This window comes from Thermoanaerobaculia bacterium (assembly GCA_035593605.1).
Taxonomy (GTDB): domain Bacteria; phylum Acidobacteriota; class Thermoanaerobaculia; order UBA2201; family DAOSWS01; genus DAOSWS01.
On the sequence record DAOSWS010000001.1, the window covers coordinates 1 to 17862 of the forward strand.

14 protein-coding genes are annotated in these 17862 nt (G+C 53.4%); 12 read left to right on the forward strand and 2 right to left on the reverse strand.

The features are described 5' to 3' along the window. Positions 1 to 67: 67 nt before the first annotated feature. Entirely contained in the window at positions 68 to 1354 is a 1287-nt protein-coding gene (locus PLD04_00005) for an aminopeptidase P N-terminal domain-containing protein (GenBank protein ID HXK66700.1), read from the reverse strand. A gap of 76 nt (positions 1355 to 1430) precedes the next feature. On the opposite strand from PLD04_00005, the gene PLD04_00010 reads away from it, so the two are divergent. The 7 genes from PLD04_00010 to guaB all read left to right on the forward strand — a co-directional run bounded on the left by PLD04_00010 (position 1431) and on the right by guaB (position 10665). After that, positions 1431 to 2594: a cation diffusion facilitator family transporter gene (locus tag PLD04_00010; GenBank protein ID HXK66701.1), complete on the forward strand. Its 1164-nt coding sequence runs from the start codon at positions 1431 to 1433 to the stop codon at positions 2592 to 2594. Further along, positions 2591 to 4438, forward strand: coding sequence for an HD domain-containing phosphohydrolase (locus tag PLD04_00015; GenBank protein HXK66702.1), 1848 nt, complete (start codon positions 2591 to 2593; stop codon positions 4436 to 4438). The genes PLD04_00010 and PLD04_00015 overlap by 4 nt, the downstream gene beginning before the upstream one ends. Next, entirely contained in the window at positions 4399 to 5016 is a 618-nt protein-coding gene (locus PLD04_00020; GenBank protein ID HXK66703.1) for an endonuclease V, read from the forward strand. The genes PLD04_00015 and PLD04_00020 overlap by 40 nt, the downstream gene beginning before the upstream one ends. Continuing rightward, entirely contained in the window at positions 5013 to 5435 is a 423-nt protein-coding gene (locus PLD04_00025; protein ID HXK66704.1) for a secondary thiamine-phosphate synthase enzyme YjbQ, read from the forward strand. Before PLD04_00020 ends, PLD04_00025 begins: the two co-directional genes overlap by 4 nt. A 138-nt stretch (positions 5436 to 5573) precedes the next feature. Then, positions 5574 to 6428, forward strand: coding sequence for a M23 family metallopeptidase (locus PLD04_00030; protein ID HXK66705.1), 855 nt, complete (start codon positions 5574 to 5576; stop codon positions 6426 to 6428). Positions 6429 to 6469: 41 nt separating this feature from the next. After that, entirely contained in the window at positions 6470 to 9181 is a 2712-nt protein-coding gene (gene secA / locus PLD04_00035; protein HXK66706.1) for a preprotein translocase subunit SecA, read from the forward strand. Then, a complete protein-coding gene (gene guaB / locus PLD04_00040; GenBank protein HXK66707.1) occupies positions 9178 to 10665 on the forward strand; it encodes an IMP dehydrogenase in 1488 nt (495 codons plus the stop codon). Before secA ends, guaB begins: the two co-directional genes overlap by 4 nt. Here guaB and PLD04_00045 read toward each other — a convergent pair. Next, positions 10629 to 11675 carry a lysylphosphatidylglycerol synthase transmembrane domain-containing protein gene (locus tag PLD04_00045; protein ID HXK66708.1) on the reverse strand — a complete coding sequence of 349 codons (1047 nt, stop codon included), beginning with the start codon at positions 11673 to 11675 and terminating at the stop codon, positions 10629 to 10631. The two genes, guaB and PLD04_00045, sit on opposite strands and share 37 nt — an antisense overlap. Positions 11676 to 11800: 125 nt before the next feature. Here PLD04_00045 and PLD04_00050 point away from each other — a divergent pair, with 125 nt between their 5' ends. The 5 genes from PLD04_00050 (at position 11801) to thiL (ending at position 17815) form a co-directional block, all read left to right on the forward strand. Next, positions 11801 to 13531: an Ig-like domain-containing protein gene (locus PLD04_00050; protein ID HXK66709.1), complete on the forward strand. Its 1731-nt coding sequence runs from the start codon at positions 11801 to 11803 to the stop codon at positions 13529 to 13531. A 72-nt stretch (positions 13532 to 13603) separates the two neighbouring features. Beyond that, positions 13604 to 14062 carry a transcriptional regulator NrdR gene (gene nrdR, locus PLD04_00055; protein HXK66710.1) on the forward strand — a complete coding sequence of 153 codons (459 nt, stop codon included), beginning with the start codon at positions 13604 to 13606 and terminating at the stop codon, positions 14060 to 14062. After that, positions 14059 to 14493: an Hsp20/alpha crystallin family protein gene (locus PLD04_00060; GenBank protein HXK66711.1), complete on the forward strand. Its 435-nt coding sequence runs from the start codon at positions 14059 to 14061 to the stop codon at positions 14491 to 14493. The genes nrdR and PLD04_00060 overlap by 4 nt, the downstream gene beginning before the upstream one ends. Further along, positions 14490 to 16838 carry an endopeptidase La gene (gene lon, locus PLD04_00065; GenBank protein HXK66712.1) on the forward strand — a complete coding sequence of 783 codons (2349 nt, stop codon included), beginning with the start codon at positions 14490 to 14492 and terminating at the stop codon, positions 16836 to 16838. Before PLD04_00060 ends, lon begins: the two co-directional genes overlap by 4 nt. Beyond that, the gene (gene thiL / locus PLD04_00070) at positions 16835 to 17815 is read left to right on the forward strand and encodes a thiamine-phosphate kinase (protein HXK66713.1); all 981 of its coding nucleotides are present in this window, start codon (positions 16835 to 16837) and stop codon (positions 17813 to 17815) included. Before lon ends, thiL begins: the two co-directional genes overlap by 4 nt. Positions 17816 to 17862 lie beyond the last annotated feature (47 nt).

Consider the following 17862-nt stretch of genomic DNA (forward strand, 5'->3'; position numbering starts at 1 on the left):
CCTATCTCATTGCGGGAAAACTGGACTTCAACTTACCCACATGAAACAGCGAGGAAACAAAAACTCTTTACCCGGTAAAAACGATATCCCTCGGGAGGTCGATGGAGAGGTTTTCCCTTCCCTCCGCCGTGACCAGCACGTCATCCTCGATGCGGACACCGATCCCGGCAAAGGGCTTTGCGGAACCTTCCGCATCCTCCGGGATATAAATTCCCGGCTCAATCGTCAGCATCATTCCCGGGGCGAGCTTCAGGCCGGGGTCCTCCATTCCGAAGGACCCGGCATCGTGGACGTCGGACCCCAGCCAGTGACCGAGCCGGTGGGGAAAGAAGGTCTTGTGGCGGTTGGAGGTCACAATCTCTTCAATATCTCCGGAAAGAATGCCCAGATCAACGAGAGCAGAGGTGACCTTTCGCTGACAGATCTGGTTCAGCTCGTAGAGAGAAATCCCGGGACGGACTTCGTCCACCATGGTCTGCTCAATGGCAAGGACTGCATCGTAAATGGCATTCTGCTCAGGAGTCGGGGCCTGGGTTTCGGGAAGAAAGGTCCGTGTAAGGTCTGAAGCATATCCGCCGTACAGGCATCCGGAATCGAGAAGAAAGAGTTCTCCGGGTTCAATCTGCTTCGAGTTCTCTACATAGTGAAGATAGGTCGCATTGACCCCGGCAGCCACAATCGTGGGAAAAGAGGGGCCGTCGCCGCCCTCAAACCGGTAGATTTCCTCCACCATGGCTTCCACCTGATATTCGAACATGCCGACCCTTGTCTCCTTTATGGCGGAAGCAAAGGCCTTCATGGCAATCTGGACCGATTTCCTTGTCAGTTCGATTTCATCCTGAGTTTTTATCAGGCGCAGGGGGTGAAGGATTTGGCCGCTGTCCACAACGGCCCCCGGATTGTTCTCGGGTTTCTGATTTCTTCGCAGATGGGTCAGGACACGCAACACCATGGCGTCATACTCGGAACGGACGCCGAATCTGTAAAAGAGACGGCGTTTTCCAAAGAGGAGCTCTGTTAACTTTTCTTCCAGAGATTCGAAGGAAAAGGCTTCATCGGCTCCAAAGACATCACGGGCACCTTCCATTCCGAAGCGGCGTCCCGTCCATCGCTCCAGGTCGGGATTTCTGGGGCGGACAAAGAGTTTGTACGGGCTGGAATCTCCGGGAATCAGGATCAGGGCGGCGTCGGGTTCTGGAAAACCGCTCAGGTAAAGGAAGTTCCGGTCCTGGTAAAAGCGGGGGGCTCCTCCCATTTCGTGGCCTTCAGGTGTGGCAAAGAGAAGAAGGACATCGCCATCCTCCATCTTTGCCCTGACCTTGTCTCTGCGTTCCATATGATGATGGGTAATCATAGGCAAAGTGTAGCACAGCAGTCCAATTCTCGTTTCCAATCTTCCCATTGCACGGTCAGGCTATAATGGTAGGAAGATGGAATCACATGTTCCTTCCGCGAGTCCTGAGACCGGCAGAGATCCCGGCCTGAAGATCACCGTAATCGGTGGTATCGTCAACCTGGTTCTGACCGGGATCAAATTCCTGGCAGGCATTGCGGGAGGCTCCTCCGTCCTCGTTGTCGATGCCATTCACTCTCTTTCCGATCTTGCTACCGATATCGTCGCATTTGCCGGACGGAGGTGGGCCCTCCTTCCTCAGGATCGAGACCACCCTTACGGGCATGGAAGGATTGAGACTCTTGCCGCCTTGATCATGGGACTCTTTCTCATTGGATTGGCTGTCTACTTTGCCGTCGATTCGGTTCAGAAATTTCTTCACCCCAGGGCGGAGTTGCCCGGATATATCACCCTGGCGGCCGCGTTGATTTCTATTATTTCAAAAGAAGTACTTTACCGTTCCACGGTTCGAGTCGGAAAAGAGATGCATTCCGGTCTCATTATTGCCAATGCCTGGCACCATCGATCTGATGCCCTTTCCTCCGTGGTGGCCTTTCTGGGAATCTTATTCGCCCGGCTCGGAACACCGGCCATGGATCCTCTGGCGGCCCTGATCGTGGTTCTCATGGTGGGTCACGCAGGCTTTGCCATCTTTCTTGATGCCTTTCGCAACCTTGCCGATACCATGGTGGAGGAAGCCCTGCAGGAGCAGATCCGGGCATCCCTCTCCCGCGTGGCGGGGGTCAGGGATTTTCACGATTTTCGCGCACGCCGGGTCGGGAGCGAAGTCTGGGTCGATGTTCATCTGCAGGTCCCTTCCGAGATTTCCGTGTCCGAAGGGCACTACATTGCAGAACGTGCGCGAAGAATGGTTCTTCAGGATATTCCTGAAGTGAGGGAAGTTCTGGTTCATATCGACCCCGAAGGAGGGAGCGACAGAGGGGAACCGCTCATGGACCGGGAAAGGCTCCGTGAGGAAATGAATCGGGCCCTGAAAGGTGTTATCAGGTTAGATACGGTGGAACATGTTACGATCGACTATCGAGAAGGCGGCATCGACCTTACCCTGAGGCTCCTTCAGCCTGCGGCCTTGACGCTGGGAGAAGCGGATTACCTGGGGGAGAGGGTTCGGCAGTGTCTGCTCGGCCTGGAAGGTGTCCGAACCGTTCAGGTCAACTATAGCCCGGGGAGTACGCCTTGACACAGGTTCATGTCTATGTTCAGAAGGGGATCAATTCATCGATGCTTCAGCAGGCCACAGCCCTGTTCCCCATGGAGTGGCATGCCTCTATTCCGGAGGGGGGAAATTATCACCTTCCAGCCCTCATTCTCTGCCTGGAACCACCGGACGGGTCTCTTCCTCGCGGTATGGGGATCTGCAGGATCGGTTCGGGAGCTCAGGATCACGGATCCTTCCGGATTCGAAATGAGAAGGATATTGAAGGTTTTTCAAGGGGGCTCTTTCGGATTCTGCCCACACTCATGGCGGCAGCGGACCATTCGTATACCAAGGAGTTTGTGGATATCGGCATCCTCCTTGCGGCGGAAAAGGATCTCGATCGCCTGCTCGACCTGATTCTGACCAAAGTGCGCCAGCTGACTTGCTCGGACGCCGCCAGCCTCTATCTCGTTCGGGGAGAAGATGCAGATCGACACCTGATTTTCAAGCTGGCCCAGAATGACTCCTGCCCCCTGTCCCTGAAAGAGGTAAAGCTTCCTCTTTCCAAGGAAAGCCTTGCGGGCTATGTGGCCATCACGGGGGAAACCCTTCGCATCGATGATGCCTACCAGCTTCCCGAAGGGGTTCCCTACTCGATAAACCGTTCCATTGACAGGTCATCCAACTATCGTTCCAAATCGATGCTGGTCATTCCCATGACCAACCATCAGGGCGAAATTATCGGAGTTCTCCAGCTGATCAACCGGAAGCCCGATTCGCACCTTCTCCTCTCCGCGCCGGAGATTGCCGAGCGGGAAGTACTTCCCTATGATGAGGAAATCCAGGAACGGATTACTGCCCTTGCCAATATGGCCGCCGTTGCCATCGAAAACAGCCAGCTCTACGATTCCATCCGCAATCTCTTTGAGGGTTTTGTTCAGGCATCGGTGACGGCGATCGAGCAGCGGGATCCGACGACAAAAGGGCACTCTCTCCGGGTCAGCATCCTGACAGTCGAGGTGGCCAAAATTATCGATCGGCTTTCCACCCGACCCTTTCGTGACGTGAAGTTTTCTTCTGCCATGATCCAGGAGATCAAATGGGCGGCGCTTCTGCACGACTTCGGAAAGGTTGGTGTCAGGGAGGAAGTTCTTGTCAAGGCTAAGAAACTCTACCCGTACGAAAGAGAACGGGTCGAACAGAGGTTCCGATACATGCGGAAAGCCGTGGAAGCCGATATCCTGAGGGAAAAACTGAACCTTCTCCTTGAGGGAAACGGAGCGGATCTTTCCAGTCTCGATCTGAAGCAGGCCGATTTAATTCATACCCTGGATGCTTACCTTGAAGCCATTCTGAAAGCCGATCTGCCGACGGTATTACCCGAGGGAGATTTTGAATTTCTCCAGAAAATACAGCGATGGATCTATGAAACTTCCAATGGCGAGCGACTCGTTGCGCTGGAACCCAAGGAGGCACAGATACTTTCGATTCGCAAGGGATCCCTCGATGAGCGGGAACGCCTGGAGATCGAGTCCCATGTGACCCACACCTACAATTTCCTGAAAAAGATCCCCTGGACGAAGGATCTTAAGCATATCCCTGAAATTGCCTACCGTCACCATGAAAAGCTGAACGGGCGGGGATATCCCCTGGGTCTGGGTGCACCGGAGATTCCCATCCAATCCAGGATTATGACGGTTGCCGACATCTTTGACGCCCTGTCCGCTTCCGATCGTCCCTACAAGAAAGCGGTGCCCGTGGATCGGGCCCTCGATATCCTCAGGATGGAAGCAGGGGATGGTCAACTGGACTCTGAAATTGTCGAGGTTTTTATCGATGCAGAGATATGGAAGCAGACTCTTCATCTTCGTCAGACTGCTTCCTGATCGGTCTCGATGCCTCCTACTCCAGGGATGACTCTCTTCAGATAGGGGCCGCTGTCGCCCTTCGATTTCCCCGGTTAGATGTCGTCTCCGTTACTGTCGCATATCAACGCGATCCTGCACCCTATCGTCCCGGATTCTTCTCGGAACGTGAGGGAGATCTCTTTCTTTCTCTTATCGATACGCTTGCGTTTCATCCAGAGGTTGTCTTTGTTCACGGTCACGGCAGGGTGCATCCGAAACGGTCCGGCCTGGCGGTTTACGTAGGCGAACGTTGTTCCCTGCCAACGGTGGGGGTGGCGGATCAGCCACTCTGCGGAACCTGGAAGGAGCCGGAGCCTTACCGTGGGGACCATTCCCTTATCGTTGCCGGGAATGAGATTCTTGGTGCCCGGGTTCGCACGGTGCGGGATGTGCGTCCTGTCACCGTATCGACCGGCTTTGGAATTCTACTTGAGGACGCCATCGATTGGGTCCTGAAAACCAGTATAAAATTCCGAATGCCCGAACCGATTCGACAGGCCCACATGGGAGCGGGAAAGGCCCGAAAAAACAAGATTCAGGAGGAGCGAAAATCATGAAATCCTATCGAAAAGAACTCTGGTTTCATATTCCGGAACGCAGGGGCTTTGTGAACATCACCGGGGAAGTGGAAGCCTGTTTGAGAGAGAGCGGAGTGACAGAGGGGCTGGTGCTGGTCAACGCCATGCATATCACGGCATCGGTATTCATCAACGATGACGAGCCTGGCCTTCACGGAGATTTTGACACATGGCTGGAACAACTGGCTCCCCATGAGCCCGTTTCCCTGTATCGGCACAATCGGACGGGTGAAGATAATGGGGATGCCCATTTGAAACGGACCATCATGGGTAGAGAGGTGGTTGTGGCGATCACCCGGGGAGCTCTGGATTTCGGCCCGTGGGAACAGATCTTCTACGGAGAATTTGACGGAGACCGGAAGAAACGGGTCCTGGTCAAGATTATTGGAGAGGGATAATCGACAGGGCAGATTCATTCCCGGCTACTATCTGTAGTAGTTTATTATCCTGGATACGCAATACCTGAGGGGGCGGATAATTTGCAAAAGTTCGCGCAACGTTGACAAAACGTACTTTGTATGATAGTGTCTTTATCCGTGGAAAGGTTGACGATTATCTTCGTTCCCCACGAGCGGGCGAAGTTCAGAAAGATACGTGTTGCACTCCCCCTTCTCTGGCTCTTTATTACGGGCTTCGTGTTGGTATTTGCGGCCAGTATCTATTTGACGTTTCAATTTTTTCACGCAAAGGTGCACCAGACCGCCATGCGTCAGTTGCAGACCAAGAACCTTGAGCTGACGGAAAAGATCGCCTACTACGAAGACCACCTCTCTCATATCGAACGACAGATGAAGGCCATTGAACGGAAGACGCAATCCCTCGCTCTCATGAGTGACTTTGAAACCGGGGGATCAAGTGAAGGGGTGGGAGGTATCGGAGGACTGGAAGCACGGCCTGTCGAACGGGGAGATGGAATTATTCTCTGGCAGAACCGGCTTCTCAAATCCCTCGATAAGATGGCGGATCTTCAGGTCGAGAATGCCAAGCTTCTCGCCACAACACCCACCATTGCGCCTGTTCAGGGAGTTCCGACAACAGGGTTCGGCATGCGGACCGATCCTTTCACGGGAAAACCTGAATTCCATACGGCTCTGGATATTTCCACGGCCCGGGGAGAAGAAGTGGTTGCTCCTGGAGATGGTCTCGTTGTTTCTGTCGGCTATGATGGTGGATATGGAAATGTCGTTAAGGTATCCCACGGGCGCGGAATGGTAACCCTCTTCGCTCATCTTTCCAGAACTTCGGTTCTTGTGGGGCAGAAGGTCCGACGTGGTGAGACCCTGGGGTTTGTGGGCTCCACAGGCAGAAGCACGGGCCCGCACCTCCATTACGAAGTTCAACTTAACGGGAAACCAGTCGACCCCGCGGCCTATATCTTAGATTCTCTGTAGGTTTTCAGGTTGGTCGGTCCCGGGAGCCCAACACTGAAACCATGATCAACAAACTCCTTGTCAAGATCATCGGAACGGAAAATGAACGCGTTTTAAAGCGGATTCTGCCTCTGGTCTCTGCGGTCAACGATGTGGAAGGACGGTTCAAGCCTCTTTCCAATGACCAGCTCCGGGCCATGACGGGGGAGTTCCGCCAGAAACTTGACCAGGGTGCGACTACGGATGACATTCTGGTCGATGCCTTTGCGGTCGTGCGGGAAGCAGCACGCCGCAGCCTCCATATGCGCCACTTCGATGTTCAGGTGATCGGTGCAAAGGTTCTCTACGATGGAAAGATCGCAGAGATGAGAACGGGTGAAGGAAAAACCCTCGTTGCAACGATGCCGGCCTACCTGCGTGCGCTGGAGGGGAGGGGGGTACACGTCGTCACGGTCAATGATTACCTGGCCCGTCGTGATACCGAATGGATGGGGCAGATCTATCGATTTCTTGGCCTTTCCGTGGGAACCATCCAGGCCGGCCTGACCGACAGTCAGAGGCAGGAAGCCTACGGTGCCGATATTACCTATGGGACCAATAACGAGTTCGGGTTCGATTACCTCCGGGATAACATGAAGTTTTCCATTGAATCGATGGTCCAGCGTCCCCACTACTACGCGATCGTGGACGAAGTGGACTCGATCTTGATTGACGAGGCCAGAACACCGCTCATTATTTCCGGACCCTCAGAAGAATCGACAGAAATCTATTACCGGGTCAATCGAATTATCCCAAAACTGGTTCGTGGAGAAGAAATCGCAGAACGACAGGGGGAAAAACGGGTGACGGGGGATTTTATCGTGGACGAGAAGGCCCGTTCCGTCACGCTCACCGAAGAAGGTGTGGCAAAAGTCGAAAATCTTCTTCGAGTCCGTAATCTCTACGACCCGTCCAATATGGATCTTCTCCATGCAGCCCAGCAGGGCCTCAAGGCTCACGCCCTCTTCAACCGGGATGTTGACTATATTGTCAAGGATGGAGAGGTCATCATCGTGGATGAATTTACGGGCCGTCTTATGCCGGGACGCCGATGGAGCGACGGACTGCATCAGGCGGTGGAAGCGAAAGAGGGAGTCAAAATCGAGCGGGAGAATCAGACCCTCGCGACCATCACTTTTCAAAACTACTTTCGCATGTATGAAGTTCTGGCGGGAATGACGGGGACAGCTGAAACGGAAGCCGCGGAATTTTCTCAGATTTATAAGCTGGATGTTGTCGTGATTCCGACCAACCGACCGATGGTCCGAAAGGACCATCCCGATATCATTTACCGGACAAAAATCGAAAAGTGGCGGGCTGTCGTTGAAGAGATCGCGCAGCTTAACGAAGTGGGACAGCCCGTTCTCGTGGGCACCATCTCCATCGAAAATTCCGAACTTCTTTCAAAATTGCTCCGAAAGAGAAAAGTGCCCCACGTCGTCCTCAATGCCAAATACCATGAACGGGAAGCGGAAATTGTCGCCCAGGCCGGGCGAAAGGGTGCGGTAACGATTGCCACCAATATGGCAGGGCGAGGGACCGATATTCTCCTGGGAGGAAACCCGGAATTTCTGGCACGAAAGGATGTGCACCCGGAGGAGGGACAGGAAAAATTTGACCGGAAGGTGGAAGATTTCCGGGAATTATGTTCCCGGGAACGGGATGACGTTCTTTCAATTGGCGGGCTTCATATTCTGGGTACGGAGCGGCATGAGTCCCGTCGGATCGACAATCAGCTTCGAGGTCGTTCCGGCCGACAGGGTGATCCCGGAACGAGTCGCTTTTACCTCTCACTGGAAGACGATCTGATGCGAATCTTCGCCTCGGACCGTGTTTCCTCCATCATGCAGAAGCTTGGTATGAAAGAGAACATACCCATAGAGAGCAAGATGGTTTCCCGCGCCATTGAGCGGGCCCAAAAGCAGGTCGAGATGCACAATTTTGACATTCGGAAGCACCTTCTCGAATACGATGACGTCATGAACAAACAGAGGGAAGCCATCTATACGATGCGGAGAGAAATCCTGGACGGGAAAATGGGGAAGGAGTATCTCCTGGAGGTAGGCCGAAATATTCTTGATTATCAGGTTGATCAAAATTGCCCGAAGAATATCGATCCCGATGACTGGACCCTTGATGCCATTATTCGGGAGATCCGTCGATACTTTGGAATCAACCTGGAAGAAGAGCTTGAAACGCTGAAAACTCTTGGAATCGATGAGCTCAAAGAACACCTGTGGAGCCGTGTTGAATCTTCTTACAATCTCCGCAGGGAAACGTACGGGGATGAGATGCTGGACAACCACGAACGCTTTATCATGCTGGCTGTCGTGGATCACCAGTGGAAGGATCACCTTCTTGCCCTGGACCATCTCAAAGAGGGAATCGGGATGAGAGCATACGGACAGAGAGATCCCCTGGTTGAATACAAGAGGGAGAGCTTCGATATCTTCCAGGCCATGATGGATCGCATTGAAGATCAGATTATTCAATATGGATTTCAAATGGAGCCTGTCGGAATGGCAGAGGCCCGGGCCATGCGAAGAGCACCCTCGGAAGTGCATTACTCGCAACCGGAACAGCCGGCTCCCACGGTACAGAGACCCCAGGAACCCAACCGACCCCAGGCGGTCGTGGAAACGATTCGCCGTGCCGGCCCCAGGGTGGGCAGAAATGATCCCTGTCCCTGTGGTAGCGGTAAAAAATACAAGCACTGCTGTGGAGTCAACGCATGAGCCTACCATCCATTCCCATCGGTTTGACCTTTGATGACGTGCTTCTGCTTCCCGGCGAATCCAGGGTTCATCCCGCGGAGGTAAGCGTACAGAGCCGCCTTACCCGCGCCATCGGATTGAATATTCCGATTATTTCGGCTGCGATGGATACGGTTACGGAAAGTCGTCTTGCCATTGCCATTGCGCAGCAGGGAGGCCTGGGGGTGATTCACAAAAACCTATCCATTGAATCGCAGGCCGCAGAAGTGGATATGGTAAAGCGATACGAGTCGGGTATGATTGTCGATCCCGTCACGGTTCGTCCGGAACAGCAGGTTTTGGAAGCCCTGGATCTGATGGAACGCTATCGGATTTCAGGTCTTCCCGTTGTGGACGATAAGGGAAAACTTGTTGGAATTCTTACTAATCGGGATCTCCGGTTCGAAACCAATAAGGATCGTCTTATTCGTGAAGTGATGACATCCGGTAATCTGGTCACCGTTCCGCAGGGTACGACCCTTGAGCAGGCAAAGGAGCTTCTCCATAAACATAAGATCGAAAAGCTTCCTGTCGTTGATAACAGGGGATTTCTCAAAGGGCTTATCACCGTTAAGGATATCCAGAAAAAGCTCGAATTTCCCACGTCATGCAAAGATCAGCAGGGGCGTCTGCGGGTTGCGGCCGCCATCGGTGTGTCTCAGGATGCCCTGGATCGGGCTGCGGCCCTCATGGACGCAAAGGTCGATTGTATCGTGATTGACAGTTCCCATGCCCACAGTAAGGGTGTCCTGGACCTCGTAGGGAAATTCAGAAACGTATATCCTTCCTTTCCCCTGATAGCCGGAAACGTCGCGACGTATGAAGGTGCCAAAGCTCTGTGTGAGCTGGGAGTGGACGGGATTAAAATTGGTATCGGTCCCGGTTCGATCTGCACGACCCGGGTCGTAACCGGTGGAGGCGTACCGCAGCTTACCGCCATTTCGGAGTGCCGCAGGGCCGTGGAAGGCCGTGATGTCACCCTGATCGCTGATGGTGGAATCAAATTTTCCGGTGACATTGTCAAGGCCATTGCGTCCGGAGCAAATGTTGTGATGATCGGATCTCTCTTTGCGGGGGCGGAGGAAAGCCCGGGAGAGGTGATTCTGTACAAGGGTCGAGCTTTTAAGTCATACCGGGGAATGGGATCCATCGGAGCGATGAAAATCGGCTCAAAAGACCGGTATTTCCAGGAGTCCAGTGAGCTGGCCAAGCTTGTACCCGAAGGTGTGGAAGGACAGGTGCCCTATAAGGGTTCTCTTGCCTCAATCATTCACCAGATGATCGGGGGTCTGCGTGCAGGAATGGGATTGTCGGGGTGTGCATCCATTGAGGAGCTTCGCACCCGTGCCCGGTTTATTCAGATCACCTTCGCAGGACTCAGGGAGTCTCATGTCCACGACGTTACCATTACGAAGGAATCTCCCAATTATCAATCGGAAAGCTGGCTTTCCGGAGGTAAAGACTGACCCTCGGATTCCATGGTTTCACCCATTCCTTCCTTCGTGTTTCTGAGAGCGAGTAGTTTTTTCCAGGACGTTTTTGCGACGACCATGTAGGCAAGCCCGATAAGGGTAAGAGGGATCATGGCAACCGCATGAAGCACCAGGGCATAGGCGGACGCCAGATCGTATCCGATTCCATAAATCTCGGTCAGTCCAATTTGCATGGCCTTGTGAACCCCTCCTACGCCACCCGGGCTGGGGACCAGAAATCCTGCTCCCATAAGTGCAATCACCATGAAACTTTCCGGAAGCCCGAGTTCTATATCAAAGGCACGAAAGGCACAATAGGCATTCAGTGCGATGCCCAGCCAGATCAGTCCGCCGAGGAGAAGGATGAGGAGCAGGGACCAGCCGGGTTTCAGAAACGTCAGGCTCCGAAAGATGTTGGAGAGGGGCGCACGTATTCTTGCCCACTTTATCTTGCCGATCAGCCATTCTCCCAGGGAAGGACGATAGACGAGAACCAGGGCAAACCCATAGGCCACGCCCAGAATTACCAGGCCCACAATAGCTCCCTGCCGAAGAGAATTTGTTAAAGCTGTAGCCCTTTCACCTCCAAGGGACATCAGGGCTATGCAGGCCAGGCCAAGCAGGAAGGTCGTGTCCATGAGACGTTCCAGGACTACCGACGCAACGGAGGAAACTCTGGAAAACCCCTCTTCGCCGGCGAGGTAGAGAGGACGGATCACTTCTCCGACCCTGGCGGGAAGAAGGGTAGAAAGGGCATAACCCAGAAATGTAGCTCCTGTGGCTCTGGTGAATGAACACCGGTGAATGGGGGAAAGCATCAGGATCCATCGGTACGATCGAAGAAGGACGGCGACAAGGTTGATACTTAACCCGAGAAGAAGCCATCCAAGGTGAACGGATTCCAGGTGGCGAAGTATTGCTCCCATATCGGTCCTGTACAGAAAGAGACCAAATAGCAGGATCCCGAGGGAAAGAGATAGCAGTGTGCCGAAAAGACGTCGCATGGGGTTGACATTTCTATTTTATCATGGTAATTTACTTGTAACTTGCTAAGGTTTTACTTGAACTTTTGGTGCGCTTTACATTCTTCCACTGGAGGGAAACAATGTCCCGTATAGTGATTTTGTTCGTGAGCACGCTCCTTTTACTGGCTGCCGCGGGCGTGGCGGGAACCATGGATTCGTGGGCTGATCGTCCCGTAAAGGAGTTAGTCAGCCTGGAATCTTCCGCATCCCCGGAGATTATCCCCGGTGTTCAGATTCTGGATGCCCTGGGAGTCAGTACCAGAACCTACACCGTTTTACGATCTGGCGAGCTTCTCTGGCATGTTGATACACCTCTGCCTGAAGATACGGTGTCCGGAGTCGTGGTCATCGCAGGGTGGGTCCTTTCCCATGAAGGCATTTCCTTTATTGATCTCTATATTGATGGAGATTATGTCGGAACCGCCAACCTGGAAGTCCCTCGTGACGATGTGATAGAGCACTACCCCGAGTATGAATATACACCGAGCCGGCATCCGGGATTTACGGTGGGGTTCAACGCTGCAGCTTATGTGGATGGTCCCCACACGTTCCACCTGGTTGTCACCGATGCCAACGATGTTCAGACTGTGATCGGAACCCGGACGGTAATGGTTGATAATGACATCAATCCGGCTCCACGCGGTTATCTTGACAGTCCAATGCCTTCGGAAACGCTGGGTGGATCCTACCCGATCAAGGGCTGGGTTCTGGATGAAGACGGCATTGACCGTATCGAGGTTATTGTTGATGGTCAGGTTGCCGGCGGCGCAGTCTATGGCGGAGAACGTCCCGATGTCTACCACGCTCTTCCCATGTTTGCCATGTCGGGACGTTCCGGGTTTATCTACAATTTCGATACAACCCGCCTGACGTCCAACCTCCACACTTTCCGGGTTCAGGCCGTGGATACCTACGGGATGACAAGGATTCTGGCGGAGCGCACTGTTCCCGTAAGCAATAACAGCGTCAACCTTGAGCCTTTCGGTCTTCTGGACTGGCCGCTTCGTGATGTTACCCTCTGGGGGTGCTGTGACCTGTCCGGAAGCTGCAAGCTTCCCGGCGGTCCATCCATTCCTCCGACGGGCCTCCATCCCCTGAACTGGGTCAAAGGCTGGGCTCTTGATGTGGGTGCCCGGGAAGATGAAGGCGGAGTAGCCTATGCTGAGTTGATGATAGATGGCGCGCTGCTGTCCAACACACGTACCGACTGCTACTTTGAAGATAATCCTTTGATCTGGGACTATGTGGACTGTTACGGGCTGTTCCGTCCCGATGTTCAGGAACTCTATGTGGGATACGTTGATTCACCCAATGCCGGTTTTCAGTTCCTTCTGGATGTAGGAGACTTGATTGCCAACTGGGGTTTTACGGAAGGATCCCATCATATTTCTATCAGGGTGGGAGATTACACCGATACAGTGACGATTATCGATGATATTCCCGTTTTCTTTGCCTGCATTGACAGAATCGATACGGCTCCGGCCTTTGGATATATTGACAGGCCAGCCAGTTATCAGGCAGTCCACGGGATGATTCACGTTATCGGCTGGGCGATCGATTACGATGGCGTTGTAGAGATCCGAGTATACGTGGACGGTGACGGTGAGCCCTATTCTCCTTATATTGAAGCTGATTATGGCTGGTCCCGCCCGGACGTGTACTCAAGCTTTGAAGCTTCGATCGTTGGACTCTACTCTGGATGGGACACCTTTATCGATACAACCCTTCTCAGCGATGGAGAACACGAGATCGTCGTAGAGGTTCTGGATCGAAAGGGGCATACCTCAATCGTCGGAGAGCGTCGTTTCGTTGTCGACAATGTCGAAGTAAAATAGGCTTCGGTTTTATCCTTTACGCGAATACAGGGATCCCCCGAAAGGGGGATCCTTTCATGTTACAATGAGTCCATGAAATGCCCCTACTGTGGCCAAATTCAGGATCGCGTCGTCGATTCGAGGGAAAGCAAGGGGGGAGAGGTTATCCGCCGGCGGAGGGAGTGTGAGCATTGTCATCGCCGATTTACCTCGTACGAGAAAATTGAGACCATTCCCTATTTTGTCATTAAGAGAAACGGGAATCGGGACCCCTTTGATCGAGAAAAGGTTATGACCGGGCTTTTGAAGGCCTGTGAAAAGAGGCCCGTGCCCATTACAAAGCTGGAGGCAGTGGCTGACGAAGTTGAGCGTATTATTTCTGGCCGGGAAGAGCGTGAAATCTCCACGGAAGAGATCGGAAAAATCCTTATGGAATCGCTGAGGAACCTGGATCAGGTCGCATATGTCCGTTTCGCTTCTGTCTATCGTCGTTTTGAAGATATCGACTCGTTTATTGAAGAGATCAGGAACCTGATTCCCCATAAACCGTGAGTCAAAGCCACCGCGATTTCCTTGCCCTGCATCATCAGCTGGAACGAGTCCTTCAGGAATTTATCCGTGAATTGCAGAAGGCGGAGGACTATCCCTCTTCTTACATACCGGCTGTCGATGTATTGAACCTGCAGGATAAAATCGTCGTTCTAATGGACGCCCCGGGCATGAAGGCTGGCGACCTGCATATCACTTTTTCGGCGGGGATCTTAACCATAAAGGGTGAAAAACGCTGGTCTCAAACGGAAGGAAGGAAGCACCATCTTCTGGAACGAACATTTGGCACTTATTCCCGCATTATCCCGATTCGAGAATCGGTAAATCTTCGGGAGTGTCGGGCGACTCTGTTTCATGGAGTCCTTGTCATTGAGTTTCCATGTATTGCGGAGCGTCGTCAGCGACTCTATCACATCCCGGTGGAGGAACCATGACCGATAAGACGGAAGCGATCCAGATCCCCGACCGGCTTCCCATCGTTCCGATCAAGGATGTCGTTATCTTTCCCTATACCGTCTTGCCTCTTTCCATCGGAAGAGAACGGTCGGTTCATGCTGTGGATGAAGCCCTTTCCGGCCATCGGATGATCTTTTTCGTTTCTCAGAAGGATGCGGAAAAGGAGGAACCCTCACCGGAGGACATTTTTGATGTAGGAACGGTTGCTGTGGTCGTGCGAATGATGAAGCTTCTTGATGGTCAGATGCGTATTCTGGTTCAGGGCGTAACCCGGGGAAAGATTGAAACCCTGACCCAGACCGATCCGTCCTTCTCTGCAAAGATTCAGATTCTTGAAGATAAGAAAGTTGAAGAGGAAACGATTGTTGTAGAAGCACTCATCCGGGCCGTCAAACAAAATCTTGAAAAGGTTGTCTCCCAGGGGAAGACGATAAGTCCGGATATCGTCGCCCTGGCCACCGACCAGAATAATCCTGGAAGGCTGGCCGATCTTGTTGCTGCCAATCTCGATTTGAAGGTATCGGAAGCCCAGACCATCCTTGAGACGTTGGAGCCCATACGACGGCTTCAGCTTGTGAATGCTCATCTGGAGAGGGAAATCCAGCTTCTGGATGTCCAGCAGAAGATCACGTCCGAGGCCAGGGAAGAGATTGATAAGGTTCAGCGCGATTATTTCCTCAGGCAGCAGCTGAAGGCAATCCAGAAGGAACTGGGAGAACGGGGTGACCTCCAGGAAGAAATTGACGAATATCGGGAAAAGATCTCAAAGCTGTTACTTCATGAGGCCGCGCGTCAGGAAGTGGAAAAGCAGTTATCCAGGCTGGAAAAGATGTCTCCCGAGTCTCCGGAGGCCCATGTCGTGCGTACCTATCTGGACTGGGTGGTTGATCTTCCCTGGGGAAAGACTTCACGCGACAACCTGAAGCTGGACCGGGCAAGGGTGATCCTGGACGAGGATCATTATGACCTCGAAAAGATCAAGGAACGAATGTTGGAGTATCTTGCCGTCAGAAAGCTTCGGGGTCCCAGGATGAAGGGACCGCTCCTCTGTTTTGTCGGTCCCCCGGGAGTGGGAAAGACATCCCTGGGACGGTCGATCGCACGCGCGCTGGGCAGGAAATTTGCCCGCATCTCCCTCGGAGGTGTCAGGGATGAGGCCGAAATACGCGGGCATCGTCGGACCTATGTTGGGGCCCTTCCCGGTCGAATTATTCAGGGGATTCATCAGGCAGGAAGCGCCAACCCCGTCTTCATGCTGGATGAGATTGACAAACTGGGAGCCGATTTCCGCGGAGACCCGTCCGCAGCCCTCCTTGAAGTTCTGGATCCGGAGCAGAACCATGCCTTCCGGGACCATTACCTCGGAGTCGATTTTGATCTCTCTCAGGTGATGTTCATTGCCACGGCCAACTACCTGGACCCCATTCATCCGGCATTTCTGGATCGGATGGAAGTGATCCGGCTGGCTGGATATACGTTGGAAGAAAAGATTCAGATTTCCCGGACACACCTTATCCCGAAACAGATCAGAGAAAACGGAATCAAGCCAAATAGAATCGAATTTACCGATGAGGGACTGGCCACCATGATCAGTCGCTACACCCGGGAGGCGGGACTCCGGAATCTGGAGCGTAACATTGCCGCAGTCTGTCGAAAGGTGGCTGTCGGAGTCGCCAGCGGAGCACAAAAGAGAAAAAAAGTCGTTACATCCAGTGTCGCAGAATCTCTGCTGGGTCCTCCGATCTTCCAGGAAGAGTCCCTTCTGAAGGAAAATCAGGTTGGTGTGGCTACAGGGCTTGCCTGGACACCGGTGGGGGGAGATATTCTCTTCATCGAATCCCAGGCTGTGAAGGGGAAAGGAGCGATCCAGCTGACCGGTCATCTGGGTGATGTCATGAAGGAATCTGCACTGGCGGCACTTACCTATGCCAAGGCTCATGCGAAGCAATTTCGCATACCGGACAATTACTTCACGACCCATGACATTCATGTTCATGTCCCGGCGGGAGCCATTCCCAAGGATGGTCCTTCGGCCGGTGTCACCATGGTGACGGCCATGATCAGTCTTATGACAGCCCGTCCGGTCCGTAGAGACGTTGCCATGACCGGGGAAATCACCCTTCGGGGAGAGGTTCTGCCTGTGGGGGGGATCAAGGAAAAGATCCTGGCGGCCCATCGGGCGGGAGTGAAGGAAATCATCCTTCCCACACTGAATAAGAAAGATCTGGAGGAGATTCCGGAGGAGATCCGGAAAACGGTCAAGCTTACCTTTGCCGATTCCATCGCCGCCGTCCTCAAACGAGCCCTTCTCCCCAAGAAGTGAACGAGGAAGAATTTCTCTCCCATATTGCCACCTGCTTTCCGTCCGGATCTTCGACCTTCTTCGGACCGGGAGATGACTGCGCCCTTATCGAAGCACCGGAGGGTCAACTCCTCGTTACGGTGGACACCTTTACTGAAACTGTACATTTTCCGGGCTGGACTGAACCGGCCGATCTCGTTTCCCGCTGTGTTGCGGCCAGCCTCTCGGACATCAACGCCATGGGGGGAGTGGGGGGGCATATCTTTGTGGCCCTGGGTCTGCCCCGGACATCTTCTTCAACTCTGATTCAATACGCAGATGAACTGGCGGCCATGGCCCGAAAGTGGGGCCTGAAGGTCGCCGGGGGCGATACCGTTGCTTCGCCGGTGCGCTATATGAGTATGACAGTTACGGGAAGACTGCCGGCCGGTCTACCTCCTGCACGGAGATGTGGCGCCCGGAAGGGGGATTGGATCTATCTCTCCGGCTCCCTGGGTGGTGCTGCTGCAGGCCTGGCACTGGTCCTCAAGGGATGGAGGAAGAAAGAGGGAGTCTGGTCCCGCGGGGAAGATCATCCTTCGGATTCTGAAAAGAGTGCGCTCAATGCCTTTTTGACACCCGATCTTCCCTATCCGCTGGGCCCGATGCTGCACGGGAGAGGTTACATGAACGCATGCCTCGATATCAGTGACGGGTTGGCCCTGGATCTGGAACGATTATGCAGAGCTTCGAAAGTCGGGGCGGAAATCAACGTTCAGGACATTCCCCGTCACGCGGGGGCTATGGATCTCGCCATTGAAAATCTTTTATCTTCCGGCGAAGAGTTTCAGCTCCTCTGGACCTCCCACCGGCACCTACCCTTTCCAACAATTGGTCGTGTTGTGCAAGGAACGAGCTCTACATATTTTGATGGATCGAGGAAAATCAGTATCCGTGAGAGGGGATACGATCATTTTTCCACCCCCGATCAAGCCGGTACGTCACCATCAGAATTGTAGCCTGAGTACGGAGTGAAATCAGGCGTGTATAATTGAACTTAACCTTT